Raw genomic sequence first — 14,145 nt, 5'->3', positions numbered from 1 at the left:
GGGCGTCGCCAAAAGGCGCTGGAAGGTTTGGCCAAACTTTTGGGGCGCGAGGCGCATTTGGCGGAAAGGGAACTCAAGGAGGCCGAGGTGCATGCGGAGGCGGCGTTGGCCGAATTGCAGGAGGTGACCGGAATACTTCCTGTAGCCGGATCGGAAACGGAAGAAAAGGAGGGGCAACTCTCTCTGGCGGGAATGGAAGACAGGGAAGAACCGAGAAAAAAAGCGGCAAAGACCAGGAAAAAAAAGAAAAAAATAATGTAGGGGTGCGATTTATCGCGCCCGAAATTGCGGGCGCCATGAATGGCGCCCCTACTGATTGAAACAAATGTCCAAACGAATCGACATCAAAGAAATTTCCATCGACATGTGCGAACGCCTGCTCCGCGATTTGGAAAAGGCCAGGCGCCCCATGCTTGAGGCCACCAAGTGCACGCTCGACAACGCGGAGTACAATCCGAAGGTCGGCTACCTCACTCCCGGCAATAAAAAGGTCATCACCGAATTGAACGTCAGTTCCGTCCAAAAAATGTCGCGGGCGATTTTTATTCTGGAACTTCTCCTTCGCAATCTCGAAGTGGGCGCCACGAATACCAAGCGTGAAATCTACTATATCTCGAAGGGCGAGGTGAAACACAACCCGGCGCTCAAACCGCTCGATTTTACCGATCAGAATGAATCCGACGAGATCATCGATTTCATCTGCGAAATGCTGGAATGTTACCGCGAAGATGTGAACTGCTTTGCCAACGACCGCGGCGGCCAGACCTACAGCCAGCAGTTGGTGGTGGTTGAAACAATGCCGGACGGATCAAAAGCGACCATCGATCTTTCCAAACTGGGCACCGCCCCCTTTCAACCCAAAAACCGGCCGCAGGATTTAAAGCTTAAAGCGCGAAAGAAAATCGATTTTTGCCTGATTGTCGAATCGGAAGGCACGGCGAATACTCTGGTTAACAGCGGGTTTACTCGACGTCACTCTTGTATTCTCCTGGGCGCGCAAGGGGTTCCTTCAAATGCCGTCCGGGGATGGACCAAACTGATTCAGGACCAGCTGGATGTTCCCTGTTATTTCTTCGGTGATCTCGACGCCTACACGATGCAGAATATTTTCCGGACGCTCAAGGCCGGTTCAGCCGGAAGCCTTATCCGCAATTCCGATTTTTCGGCGCCCGAAGTCCGGTTTCTGGGGGTTTTGCCGGAAGATATCAAAAAATACGACCTGCCTGATTATGCCGTGAAAGAAAACGATGTCTCGGAAAGCCGGGCGCTCAAAAAAGCGCGCGATGCGCTGGATAACGACCCTTTTTTCAAGGACAAGAAGAACAAGGGGGTCTCCGACATCCTGAACTGGCTGTTGAAAAACAAACGACGTTGCGAACAGCAGGCCTATTTTTCAGTCAATCCGCGCGACCCCCTCATGCCCGAGAAGATCGTCATCGATAAAATCAGGCAGAAGAACTATGTCTGAATGAGGTTCAAAACTTTTCAATCGCCCTGATTCTCTCAAGGGTTGTCGGATGGGAATAATGGCAAAAACTGTAGAGGGGGTGGGGGTTCAGGTTTGAAAGGTTTTCCTTCGAAAGTTTAAGGAGGGCCTGCGTCATTCCCTGGTTGTCTTTTGTCGTTTCCACCGAAAAACGGTCGGCCTCGTATTCATGACCCCGCGAAAGGGTGTTCCAGAGCGGCGTCATCCAGAAGGTGAAAGTGTCGGCAAACAGTCCGAACAGGACAAGCGCCTTGTAAGGGGCCGGCTCTCCCGCTCCAAAGGCCGCAAAGAAGGGATCCCAGTCGACTATCCGCCCCAGAAGGGCAAACCCGGCCAGGGCGTAAAAGAAAGAATAGACAAGATATTTATGGACATGTTTTTTGATGTTGTGCCCCATTTCGTGGGCCAAAACCGAGAGGATTTCCCGGTGGGACATCTGATGGGTCAGCGTATCGAAGAGGACGATCCGTCGCCATCTCCCCATCCCCGCGAAGTAGGCGTTCGAATGGCTGGAGCGCTTCGAGCCGTCGATGGTGAAAATTCCCGAAAGCCTGAAGCGGATCTTTTGCGCCAGCGAAAGGATCGATTCCTTCAATTCCCCGTCGCCCAGCGGCGTGAATTTGTTGAAGACCGGCGCCAGCAAAACGGGGTAAACCGCGGCCACAAAAAACTGAAAGCCGAAGACCGCGCAAAAGGCCCAAAGCCACCAAAAGGGGCCTGCGACGGCACAGAGCCAGAACACGAGCGTGAGAATGGGGATTCCAAAAAGGGCGCCGAGTAAAAGACCCTTGATCTGGTCGAAGGCAAATGTTTTGGCCGTCATTTTGTTGAAGCCGTATTTCGCCTCGAGGACAAAGTTGGAATAGAGGGAACCCGGCATCTTCAAAATCATCACGATCAGACCGGCGGCGGCGCAATAGACAACCGAATGGGTGAGCGTTGGGGAGGGAATCCACTGCGTAACCCCAAGATCGAGCTTTTCGAAAAATCCGGAAAGGATCGCCCCCCAGACAACGGGGATGGCTGTAAGCGAGACGACAAGCTCAAAGCGGGCTTTTTCGATGGTGTAGTCGATGCTTTTTGAGTGGGATTCGGAGTCGATTTTATCCCGGAAGAAATCGGGAATCCGGTCGCGATGCTTGCGGGTGTGGGCGATGTTCAAGAGGACAAGGCCCCCTTCCCACAATTCGTGGAGAATAAAGGTGGCGAGAAAGAGCCAGAAAAACCAGTGGGAAGTCATCGCGGACCAAAGTGTACCATGCGGAGCGTTTTTTGGGGAACGGAAAATTCGGTCCTTTGCAAGCCTTCAGTTTCAGGGGGAGGCATTATTCCTTTTTATACCGCCCGATCCAGCGCCTCCAGGGCGTCCGGATTTTCCACGGAGGAGAGGTCCCCCAGCGGCTGACCGAGATATTTTTTCTTGATGGTTCCCCGGACGATCTTGGCGGAACGGGTTTTGGGGAGGGCATTGACGAACTTGATCTCGTCCGGCGTGAGCGTTTTTCCCAACTTGACGCCGACTTTTGTCTTTAGTTCTTTTCTTAATTCGTCCGACGGATTGAGCCCCGGTTTTAAAACGGCAAAACAGACAATCGCCTCCCCTTTTATTTCGTGGGGAACACCGATGGCCGCGCATTCGGCAACGGCCGGATGATCCATCAATGCCGATTCGATCTCCGCCGGTCCCGTCCGGTGTCCGGAAACCTTGATCACGTCATCCGCGCGGCCGCGCAAAAACCAGAAACCGTCTTCATCCACATAGGCCCAGTCGCCGTGGTTCCAGATATTCGGCCATTTGGAAAAATAGGTGTCGAGGTAGCGCTGGGGGTCGTTCAAAAAACCCTTGGTCATCGACGGCGCCGGTTTTTTGCAGACCAGATAACCCACCTCGCCGCGGACCGGTTTTCCCTCTTCGTTAAAGACATCCACGTCCATGCCGAGCCCCGGTCCGCGAAGCGTGCATGGTTTTAGCTCACAGATCGGCAGGGGAGAGAGGTGGCACCCGACTATTTCGGTTCCTCCGGAGATGTTTATAATGGGGCAACGTCCCCCGCCGATCTTTTCAAAAAACCAGAGGTACGATTCGGGGTCCCACGGTTCACCCGTCGATCCAAGAATGCGGAGAGAGGATAGGTCGCGATTTGACACATAGGACATATCTTCTTTTTTTAAGAGCCGAATCGCCGTGGGGGATATTCCCAAAATGGTGATCTTGTGCCGTTCAACCATGTCCCAAAGGCGGTCGGGTTTTGGGTAATTGGGGGCCCCTTCAAAAACAACGAAGGTGGCTCCGGCAAACGTCGCCCCGATTATTTCCCACGGCCCCATCATCCACCCGATGTCGGTGACCCAGAAAAAAACGTCGTCCCGTTTGCAGTCCATGTAGTAAGTCACCTCTTTGGCTATTTGGGCCAGCGCCCCCGCATGCGTGTGAACGCACCCCTTGGGCTTTCCGGTGGTGCCGGAGGTGTAGATGATGATCGCGCGGTCTTCGGCGTCCAGAATTTCAGTCGCTGGTCGCTGGTCGCTGGTCGCTGGTCTATTCATCAATTCATCAAACCAGACGTCCCGTCCCTTGGTCCACGGAACCTCTTCAAAAAGCCGCCTGGCGACGACGACATGCTTGACGGAAGGGACGCTTTTTAGCGCCTCGTCGGCCAGTTTTTTGATTTCGATTTTTTTGCCGCGGCGCAAACCCCCGTCGGCGGTAATCAGAACTTTGGCTTTTGCATCGTCCAGACGGATGGCGGTCGGTTCCGGCCCAAAGCCCGAAAAGATCGGGATAAGAACAGCGCCGATTTTTAAAATGGCAAAGAAGGCGACGATCATCTCGGGGATCATCGGCATGTAGATGCCGACGCAATCCCCTTTGCCCACACCGAAAGACTTCAACCCCGCCGCAAAACGATTCACCTGATCGGCCAATTCGACATACGTCATCTTTTTAACCGCACCGCAGTCCCCCTCCCAGATAAACGCGGTTTTGTTTTTGACATCGGTTTTCTGGTGCCGGTCAAGGCAGTTGGCCACAATGTTCAACTTTCCGCCGATAAACCATTTGGCCAAAGGAAGCCCCCCTTCCACCACTTTGGAATAGGGCTTGACCCATTCGACACCCAAATCCTTGAGCGCCGCGTCCCAAAACCATTCGATATTGTCGGCGCATCGGCGGATCAGCGTGTCGTAGTCCGAAATGCCGTGCTTCTTCATGAAACGGGCGATATTCGATTTGGTGAGATGCTCTTCGGATGGCCTCCAGATGACTTCAGACATCATCTGATTTTGTAGCGGTATTTTTTCCAGGGGGCAAGAAGATACGATATTTCATGGTCTTTTTGATAATTTTCTCAAAGTGAGAAAATAGCAATTTATCAATTTGATAAATTTTGGGGGGGTTTCCCCCTTGGTCCTTGTCCAGACCTTGGAGGCTTTTTTAAATTAATAAATAAATTCAAATAGTTATTAATAAATCAGGGAGGTCAATTATTTGGCACAGTCTTTGCACACCCAAGGGGCGTATGGTCCATCGGATTCGAAATTTCCTGTTCTCCGTCAGCCTGCTGTGGGCCGTTCCCTTCTTTTTTATTCTGAATGCCTGCGGCGACGGCGCCGGTTTTTCCACCGAAGAAATTCTGGGCGAATCGGGGGGGGAAATTTTTTACTCCGATCCATTAACCGATGAAAGCGAGGGGTCAGGCGATGCCGACGATGACGGAACCCGTTCATTCGATAGCGATGATTTTGAATCAGGCTCGTCGGGCGATGTCACCTTCAATGATGGCGCAACCGTCGGCGGTGGCGAAACATCCTATACGGCTCCCACCGACGATCCCGTGGATATTCCGGTCAACATCGCCAAGTGTGAAGCGGGCGATGATGATGACGAAGGAGATGAAGAGGATGACAGCGGCTCCGTTTATCGCATGATGAGAAAAGCGGCCAAAAGACGGCCCCCGGCCGGTTTGGTCGGAAAGGGGGGCATCACCCTGAAGGGGAGCGCCGGCACCTTTTCCAATCAGGACGGCGCGCTTTCACTGGCTGTCCTCAATCTTTCAACCGGAAAGTCGGTGACGGCGGAAATTGCGGAAGACGGTTCTTTTGACGCCGTATCTATCGAGATGGAATCGGTTGCCGATGCGATTCTTGTCGGCGCCTTCGACGGCGACGCCCTGGTCAAATCGTTTGTTTTTACCCCGCGTTTTGCCGACGATGAAGACGAACCCGAAACCTGCGCCGTGCCCGATGAAGAAGAATCGTGGGAAATAGCCAAAGAGTTTGCCGTTTTTCCTTCCCGCCGGTGACTGTAACTCCCCCCATTCCCCTCTTAATCTAAGAGGGGGAGAGAGGGGGGGTTAACGATTTTTTTTCCCGCCTCTTTCAGCGCATTTTTCTTCACCCGTTTTCCGTGGACCTTTGCTTTGAGGCTCTCCATCATTTTAAGGGTCACCTCGTTGCGCAGTTGACGCAAGCGCTCCTCGCCCGCTCCCTCGGCGACCAGCCGGGCCAGTTCGGCGAGATACCGGTTCCACTCGGCGAGCGGGGAGGCATAGATCCGGTCGAGAATTTGATAAATAAAAGGATGTTCCAGGGCCAGCGCGTCGAAACATCGCTGGACGGCGTTCACACGGTCCGGGGGGTAACGCAACTGACCCTGAAGATCGAGAAGAAAGCAGTGCCGCAGGTGTTCGTTGATTTCCAGACAGCCGGAGAGCCGCCGGTCGATTTCGTGATGAATCCAGTTGACCAGTTCCAGATATTTTTTTTCCCCCGGCGTAGCCGGCTCCGGCCCTTCGGGCTTGCGGCATCCCGCAACCAAAGTTGGGGAAAGGGTGAGGGGCTCGCCGATGACATATTTGATTTCGGTTTCGGTCTGAATCAAAAGCGACTGCTTGGCTAGGGCGGTTGCAGTCCCGGAAATTCCCACAAAGACGAGATGCAGATCCTCGCTTGTCGTCCGCCGGGCCAGCCCCTTGGGGGCCAGTTCAATCAATGAATCCACGGCGAGCCAGGCCGTTCCCTTTCTTAAATGGGCCAGGTCGGAGGCGATATCTTTCGGCGAGACGGTGGTGTAATAACCGGCGTCGCGCCGCTTTCCGGAGCGGTCGACATTCCCTTCCGCGCGCGTCCCCTGCGGAAAAATCGCGATGTCGATCTCCTTTTGCGCCAGAAATTCAGCCGCCTGTTTAAGATTCTGGATCCCTTTGCCTCCCCTTTTGCGCTCGATAAAAACCATATCGACCGCCTCAATCAGTTTTCCCACCCCCAGAATTTCGTAGACAAAAAAATTGTCCACGAAATGATCCTTCGCGGTGATAAACCGGGTGCGAATCCCGCGCTCCAGGGCGGGTCGCCCTCCCAATTTGATGCCGCTCAAGGCAAAAAAGGTGAGGGCAAAATCGAGCTGGCTTTTGTGGTTTAAGACCAGAAGGATTTTTCCATCCAGATTTTGAAGTTTTTCGGCGCCCGTAACCGTGAGGGAGGCGCGGAAAAGCTGTAATGTCCTTTTGCCCCACATTTGGGCCATCAGGTCGAACACCTCGCGGGCGTACTCCTTTCCCACATATTTGAGGGACTTGAGGCAGGCGTGGGCGAGATGAGCCGTGTCCCACACCACCGGGATAAAAAGCCGGCGTGTCTGTTCCGGCCGGACATCCTTTCTGAACGAGACCTCCCGCGGTTCGACCCGCAGAGCCTGAAGCGGATCGGGGAAGGGGAGGTCGAAGGGGCCGAGCCGTTGAGCATAGGTTTTGAAAAAGACCGACGGGTGCATTTGGGGGTTGGCCCTTAAAAACTCCGACATGTTCAGGGCGGTGCGGGCCTCTTTCTGGATGGAATAGAAGGTCAACAGGACAAAAAGAAAAGGGAAACCTTTTGTCGCCGGGTTTAGGGAATGGCCTCCGATTGCCGCCGAAAGGAGAAACCAGGCCGAGAGGATAAAATAGGCGAACCCGAACGTGTAATTTCGGGGGGCGCGGACGTAATATTCCATCATCCCCACGGCGCTGTTCGCCGCGCCGATGATCGCCCTTCCCAATTTTTTCCCTTTGGCCGATTGAAGCGCCGGAAAGCGCTTAAGGACAAAAAGACGAAAGGGATAGACGGCCAGCAGTTGAAAAATCCTGAAGACAATCCTCAAAAAACGGACCAGAAGATGAAGAAGCGGCGGCAGGTAGAAGACGAGCGAGAAATAGTAGAGGGTGCGCATCGGGGTCGAGGTTAGCGAAAATCGCCTGCGTGGTCAATTCCTCCTCTCAAAAACATCTTGAGCCCCCGTCCTGTACCGTGATACACTGTAATACAGGGAGATGACCATAAATTTCACGAAGCATGCCGTCATCAGAATGCAGGAACGCGGCATTTCGGAAGATGAGGTTTACGAAGTCTTTGAAAATCCGGCGCTTGTTTTGAAAAGGGGGGAAACGATTGTTATCGGGAGGACGATGAAGCGTCGGTATTTGTCTCTGGTTATGGATATCCGGGGGGGAAGGCTTTTGACACTTTGGCCCGCAAGCCGGGCCCAGAGAAGATTGTACCGGGAAAAAATGGAGAAAGGAGGCGTTTGATGAAAAAGAAGATTCCATCATTTCGTTCGAAGGAAGAGGCGGCGCTTTTCTGGGAAAACCACGAGGTACTGGATTATATCGAGCCGGATGAATTCAAGATTTCAAAACCGGGGGAAGAAAGGCGGTATTCTTTCAGGAACCCCCGCAAAAAAACAGCCAAACGCCTCGTTTCACTGCGCATCGACGCGCAACTGCTTGGGAAGGCAAAACGGATGGCCGAGCGCAAACAGGCGGGTTATCAGTCCATCTTGCGCGGCTGGCTTGAAAAAGGGGCGGCCTAAACGAAAAAATGGGGTTTGGTTTCCGTTATACATATTTAATTGACGGTGATGGGAGGGCCCCCTACAATGCCGGGGCATGAAGAGGCAAAAAGGCCGGGTGGTTTGTCTTGTCGTTTTTTGCCTCCTTTTTTCCTCCTGCAACCCCATCGCCGCCGTCAAAGAATATTTTTTTGGTGAACAGAAAAGGGAGGCGGTTTCCGAAAAGAAGAAAAAAACTTCGCTGGTAAAAAAAGAGGCGCCCGAAAATTCCTCCGTCGAAGAGAAACCGAAACCGGCAGGGCCGGCTGAGCCGGTTCAACCGGTGCCGACGGCAGGGCCGGCTGAGCCGGTTCAACCGGTGCCGACGGAAAATCTCCCTCCGTCGCCGCCTCCTCCTCCTCCCCCTTCGCCTCCCCCCGTTGCAAAAGACAAGGGCGCAGGCATTGTTCCCCTGGAACATTTTGGAGGGAGCCCCGGCGCCCTTTATTTCGATGGACAGATGCTTTATGCCGGTTTCGGCCGGAGACTCGTTTTTTTCGATCCGGCGTTAAACGAATTTTCCTCTTTGAGCCTTGAGGCAGACGTTGAAAAAGCAACTCCCATGAAGGTCGCAGGGGGGAGCCTGGTTTATACAGCTGAGAGGGGGAACATTTTTGAAATCCTCTCGTCTCCGATCGCCAGCCGGGCTCCGGCCGCCGGTCAACCTCCACAAATTCTCAAGACCTTCGAAGTGGGAGGAAATTTCGATATCGAGCCGACCCTCAATCAACTGTTTGTTTACCTGCCGGATAAAATTCAGATTCTTGACTTAAACGATTTGAACAAGGTGCAGGTTATCGCCGAGGTGCCCCTTGGGGGCGCCTCGCAGATGATGGTCTTGGGGGGGGCTTATTATGTTGTGCATGGGAGCAACCTCACCCTGGTAGAGGTGGAAACCCTTTCCACCCTGGCGGACGTTCCCATTGGGACTCCCTTTAGAATTCTGGGACAGCGAAAGGAGGCCGACCCGGCCGGTGGGGCGGAAAGAAATTATCTCATCTGTCTTCTCGCCTCGAAAGAGACGGGAAAGGGAACGGCCCTTCAATGGATGCCGATGGCGCTCGACGGTTTGGGGGCCGACCCGGCCTGGGGAATTACCGATTTGGGGAAGAGAGTTGATCTCGCCTCGTCGGTGGATGACGTAGTGGCCGACCGTGACCGGCCTTTTCTTTATTTTTTGAGAGAAGGGGTTTTGAGTGTTTTCGATTTGTCATCGAGAACCGAATTGAAGGGGCCGCAAACTCCCCTTGGAACCATTCGGGCTGTTCATGGCGGTGGGGGGGTTGTTTTTGCCGCCTCCGATGACGCCTTGGGCCGGTTTGAATTTCCTCCGTCATCCGGCGAGTCCCAAAAGACGGCAAAGATTCTTCCGCTGGCCTCCCTGATTGAAGCTGTCTGGCTCCCCTCCAGCGAGACAGCCCTTGTCGTCAATCCCCTTTTTTTCTCCCGCCCTTTTTTGCCGGCAGGGCCGGTGCCGTCGGAGACAGGGGGCCTGAAGCCGCTCTTCCTGCCCAAAAATCAGAAGGCAAAGTTCGTCCGCGGGTTTTCTTTTGACGGCGCCGTTTTTCTCTATGATGAAATCAGCGGAAAGTTTTTTTTGGTGAAGGCCGACTTTTCGGCGGCACCGGCCCTGCCGGCGGCACCGGCAAAACCAGCCGCTTCGGCCCTGCCGGGGGTGCAGGAGCTTAATCTGGCAGGGCAGAATATTGTGGGGATGGATATGGGAACCGATGGAAAGACAAATTATCTTTATCTGACGGCGGCAAAAAAAGACGGTAAAGGGGAGACGGCCTTGACCGTGTACAATTTTCAGTCGCCCCTTCTGGTGAAAAAAATGGGGGGCCTGCCGTTTCCGGAAATCGGGGGCGTCAGCGCCTACGGCGGAGCGACCCGGGTGGCGGTTGCGTGCGGATCGGGGGGAGTCTGCCTCGTGGATGTCGGCACGGAGCGGAAGAAGCCAAAGATGCTGACGACCGTTGTCTCTTCCCAAAAAGAGGCGAAGGCGGTGGAGGTGAAAGTTTCGCCCGATGAAAAGGTTCTCTATGCCTTCTACGAAAGAGACGGCGGAGTCTTTATCTCCCTGGTCAATCTCACGACCGATCCTCCCATGGAGGCGTCGATTATTCCAAACCTTAAAATGACGGCATCCCAGTTTCGGGGAATCAGCTTTTCCGCGGGAGGTAAAATACTGCTCCTTCCCGGTGACGAAGGGTTGTCCATCTACAATGTCACCAACCCCAAAAACCCCATCTTCATTTATCGTTGGCCGGTGGGAAAGGTTTTTCACGCCGATGTCGCCAACCGGGGAAAAACGGTCTGCGCGGCGCTGGGGCCCAAGGGGCTTGAATGCGGGGAGTTTTAATCCATCGGAATCGTCGTCACTTCGTCATCCAGCCACGGGTCGAAAGGCTGGGGGGATTGTTCGCCCGGGGTGGTATGAGTCGTCTGGGCGGTGGGCTTCGATACCGTATCGGCGGGATCGGTCGAAAGAATCTCATATCCGGGCCGGGCACTGCCGATAGTGTCCCCGGTTTCCTCTTCGGGCGTCAGCGGCACCGGTTGAACCGGCTCAGCCGGCCCTGCCGGCGCCGTTTGTCCCATATCTGCAGGTTCCTGCTGATTATCCTCTTTTCGCAGTTCCCCCTCGTACTTTTCAATCGACTGCCGGTAGGCCGGCGTGTCGGGGATTTTTTCGGACTTTGAATCCCAGTCGAGATTTTTTTCCATCGCGGTGTAGATGTCGAAGGTCTGCCTGAAATGGTCCGACTTCCAGCTGATCTCGCGGAACCCCGAAAGTTCGGCGTTCTCCGGAAAGAACAGATCGATCTTGGTCGAATTTCCCGTCCGTACTGCGTGCGGGTATTCCAGTTTGTCCTTCAATCCCACCGGCAGGGAGAGCCACAATTTTTCGCTGGCAAAACGGAGATGGTTGACGGCGCGGTGGCTTTTCCCCACACTGTCGCGAATGAACCAGACATCCTTGGTGGGATCGAGGGAAATGGTCACGGGACCCCGGTTGCTTAAAACGACATTGATGATTTTGTATCCGGGCACCAGATTGTCGAGCCGCTTGTCATACACGGCGTCGATCGCCACCCCCCACGAAGGAATGTTCAGCCCCGCCTCCGAACGGACCTTTTTTGATTTTGTTGCTGACACCGTTTTTTGCGGCGAGCCGGTTTTCGCGCCGGATGAAACAGAGGCGCAAGAAGCCAAGGTAAAAGAGACAAGAAGAGCAAGAAGAAAGGGTTTCATTCCCCTTCATATATATCGGAAATGAGAGCATTTGGCAATACATTACCCTACATTGATATTCACATTTTTATCCACAACTGTGGATAACCAGGGAGGGAGGCCATTCGATGTTTTTCTTTAAAATACAATTAGTTGTATCCTTTATTGGATTTCTTCTTGGCAGGGGCTTTGGCTGTGTGTTACGCTCCCCTTAACATTTCGCGCCATCCATTTAATTTCGGTTGATATTTTGATCGGGGAAGGGCAGGGGTTTATCTTTAATATCGAAAATATCGAATGAAGCTCAAAAATCTGGAAATCCACGGCTTCAAATCTTTTGTCGATAAAACGGTGGTCCATTTCGACAAGGATGTCACCGCCATTGTCGGCCCCAACGGTTGCGGCAAGTCGAACATTGTCGACGCCGTTCGCTGGGTCATGGGGGAGCAGAGCGCCAAACATCTGCGCGGGCGGAACATGGAGGATGTGATTTTTTCCGGCGCGGAGACCCGCGCCCCCCTCTCCATGGCGCATGTGGAACTCACCTTTTCCACTTCAGGCTACCAGACCCCGCCGGCGTATGCGAATTATTCCGAAATTTCCATCGGCCGGCGCCTCTACCGCACCGGCGAGGGGTCATTGACCCAAAGTGAATACTTCATCAACAAGGCCCCGGCGCGCTTAAAGGACATCACCGATCTTTTTCTGGGAACCGGCGTGGGGACCAAGGCCTACTCCATCATCGAGCAGGGGCGGATTTCGCAGGTGGTTTCGGCCCGCCCCGACGAGCGGCGGTTTTACATCGAGGAGGCGGCGGGTGTTTCCAAATTCAAGGCGCGCAAGGAGGCGGCCCTGCGAAAGATCGAATCGACGCGGCAGAATCTTCTTCGCTTAACCGATGTCATCGCCGAGCTGACCCGCCAGGTCAACACCCTCGACCGTCAGGCCAAAAAGGCCGAAAAATACCGGGCGGTAAAGCAGGAATTTCAAAAATGGGATCTGGCGGTTTCTTCGCATCACTACGCCCGCCTCGCCGGGGGGCAAACGGGTCTGGAGGAGGAGCTTAAGGCCTTAAGCCTCAAGGCGGAGGAAAATCAGACAGGCCTCAACACGGCGGAGAATCATCTCGAGGCGGCGCGAACCGAGTTGGTTACGGCCGAACAGACCATCAGCCGGACGCAGAACGATCTTTTCGAATTGAACAACCTGATCCAGCTGGGTGAGGCGGATCTCCGCTACAAAAAGGAGGAAGAGGAGAGGCTTAAAACTGATCTAGGCGATCTCGATAAACTGCTGGAAGAATACCGGATGGAAGAAGAAGGCTTGAAAAGGGGCCTGGAACAGGTGGACGGGCAGAAAATGACGGCCGATCTGGATATCGCCCGGCTGGAGGCCGAGGTGGAAGAGGCTAAAGAAAAAGGGGATGAGGCCTTAAAGCAGGTTGGACTGGTCAAATTGTCCGTGGAGGAGAGGGGACAAAAAATTCATGAGATGGAAAACCGCGCCGTGCAGATAGAGGCGTTAAAGAAAAGTCATCGGGAAAAACAGGAGGCGGCAAAAAAGAGCATCGAGGAGTGGGAGGCGGAAAATGAAAAACTCGCCCGGCGGCTGTCCGAACTGCAAAAGGTCTGCCGGAGCGCCGCGGGGGAGCTTGAATCGCTCCGTCAGATGAAACTGAACCTTTCCGCCCGCACCGATCAAATCACGGCGGAACTCAACACGCATCGCGAAAATTTGAAGCGGGCGGAGTCGGAATTGATGCGCCTCAAGGAAGAACTGACGCAAAAAAAGTCCCGCCTCGACTCGCTGGATGAATTGCAGAAAAATTTCGAGGGGTATCAGGAAGGGACCCGCGCCGTTCTGATGAAAAAGCGGGAGAGCGGGGGAGAGGGGATCTTTGGCACCGTGGCCGATTTTGTGGAGACGGAGCCGCAGTACGAAGGGGCCGTCTCCGCGGTTTTGGGCGAAAAGCTTCAGTATGTCGTCGTCAAAAGCCAGAACGAAGGGGTTGAGGCGGCGGAATATCTGAAAACGGCGCAGAGCGGGCGGTCCACTTTTGTTCCCGTCAACCTTCGGGACTATGGCGAATCGACGGAACCGCTCCCGGAACAAGAAGGGGTGCTGGGTCCGATGGCCCGTTTTGTCACGTTGAATGGCGAGTATGAGGGGTTGAAGGATTTTCTGTTCGGTGACATCTATCTTGTCTCCGATTTAAGGCATGCCCTCGACATCTGGTCGGCCAACGGCCATCGCAAGACCCTGGTGACGTTAAACGGCGAGGTGGTGGCCCCCTCCGGCGTCATCTCGGGCGGCACGCTTGAAAACACCGCCAAGGCCCTTCTTGAAAAAAAACGCGAGATGAAGGAACTGGCGCAAATCATCGACGGCCTGCGGACCGTTCTTGCCGAAAAGGAACGCCTGCGGGGCGAGGCGGGTTCAAGGGTTGAAGGACTCGAGACAAGCTTGAGCGAGGCGAGACATTCCTCGTTTGAAGAGGAGATCAAAATCGCCAATCAGGAAAAGGATGTCGCCCATTTCAAAGAGGAGATCGAATCGCTTAAGG

The 14,145-nt window shown here is 54.1% G+C and carries 11 protein-coding genes; 7 read left to right on the top strand and 4 right to left on the bottom strand.

The features are described from left to right. A partial coding sequence (locus tag HYU99_07935; protein MBI2340277.1) for a hypothetical protein occupies positions 1-261 on the top strand: 261 nt, incomplete at its 5' end. Positions 262-325: 64 nt separating this feature from the next. After that, positions 326-1,468: a DNA topoisomerase VI gene (locus HYU99_07930; protein MBI2340276.1), complete on the top strand. Its 1,143-nt coding sequence runs from the start codon at positions 326-328 to the stop codon at positions 1,466-1,468. A 7-nt stretch (positions 1,469-1,475) separates the two neighbouring features. Here HYU99_07930 and HYU99_07925 read toward each other — a convergent pair whose 3' ends face one another. Both HYU99_07925 and HYU99_07920 read right to left on the bottom strand, forming a co-directional pair. Further along, on the bottom strand, positions 1,476-2,726 hold the full coding sequence (locus HYU99_07925; GenBank protein ID MBI2340275.1) for a M48 family metallopeptidase: 1,251 nt from the start codon (positions 2,724-2,726) through the stop codon (positions 1,476-1,478). Positions 2,727-2,821: 95 nt separating this feature from the next. Further along, positions 2,822-4,759 carry an acetate--CoA ligase gene (locus HYU99_07920; GenBank protein MBI2340274.1) on the bottom strand — a complete coding sequence of 646 codons (1,938 nt, stop codon included), beginning with the start codon at positions 4,757-4,759 and terminating at the stop codon, positions 2,822-2,824. Positions 4,760-5,004: 245 nt separating this feature from the next. Here HYU99_07920 and HYU99_07915 point away from each other — a divergent pair, with 245 nt between their 5' ends. Beyond that, on the top strand, positions 5,005-5,787 hold the full coding sequence (locus HYU99_07915) for a hypothetical protein (protein MBI2340273.1): 783 nt from the start codon (positions 5,005-5,007) through the stop codon (positions 5,785-5,787). A gap of 23 nt (positions 5,788-5,810) precedes the next feature. On the opposite strand, the gene HYU99_07910 is transcribed toward HYU99_07915, so the two are convergent. Next, complete coding sequence (locus tag HYU99_07910; protein MBI2340272.1) at positions 5,811-7,691, bottom strand: 1-acyl-sn-glycerol-3-phosphate acyltransferase; 1,881 nt, start codon at positions 7,689-7,691, stop codon at positions 5,811-5,813. Between the two features lie 100 nt (positions 7,692-7,791). On the opposite strand from HYU99_07910, the gene HYU99_07905 reads away from it, so the two are divergent. The 3 genes from HYU99_07905 (at position 7,792) to HYU99_07895 (ending at position 10,710) form a co-directional block, all read left to right on the top strand. Continuing rightward, a complete protein-coding gene (locus tag HYU99_07905) occupies positions 7,792-8,049 on the top strand; it encodes a DUF4258 domain-containing protein (GenBank protein MBI2340271.1) in 258 nt (85 codons plus the stop codon). Then, the gene (locus HYU99_07900; protein ID MBI2340270.1) at positions 8,049-8,330 is read left to right on the top strand and encodes a hypothetical protein; all 282 of its coding nucleotides are present in this window, start codon (positions 8,049-8,051) and stop codon (positions 8,328-8,330) included. Before HYU99_07905 ends, HYU99_07900 begins: the two co-directional genes overlap by 1 nt. 76 nt (positions 8,331-8,406) lie before the next feature. Next, positions 8,407-10,710 (top strand): hypothetical protein, encoded by a 2,304-nt coding sequence (locus HYU99_07895; protein MBI2340269.1) that lies wholly within the window; start codon positions 8,407-8,409, stop codon positions 10,708-10,710. Here the strand turns inward: HYU99_07895 and HYU99_07890 are convergent. Next, positions 10,707-11,603: a hypothetical protein gene (locus HYU99_07890; GenBank protein ID MBI2340268.1), complete on the bottom strand. Its 897-nt coding sequence runs from the start codon at positions 11,601-11,603 to the stop codon at positions 10,707-10,709. The two genes, HYU99_07895 and HYU99_07890, sit on opposite strands and share 4 nt — an antisense overlap. 276 nt (positions 11,604-11,879) lie before the next feature. Between HYU99_07890 and smc the strand changes: the two genes are divergently transcribed. Beyond that, positions 11,880-14,145 (top strand): chromosome segregation protein SMC (gene smc, locus HYU99_07885; GenBank protein ID MBI2340267.1); only part of this gene is annotated, 2,266 nt, incomplete at its 3' end.

It is taken from the genome of Deltaproteobacteria bacterium, assembly GCA_016183175.1.
GTDB lineage: Bacteria > UBA10199 > UBA10199 > UBA10199 > SBBF01 > JACPFC01.
The sequence above is the reverse complement of the archived record's forward strand: the minus strand, read 5'-3'. Positions and strand labels throughout refer to the sequence as shown.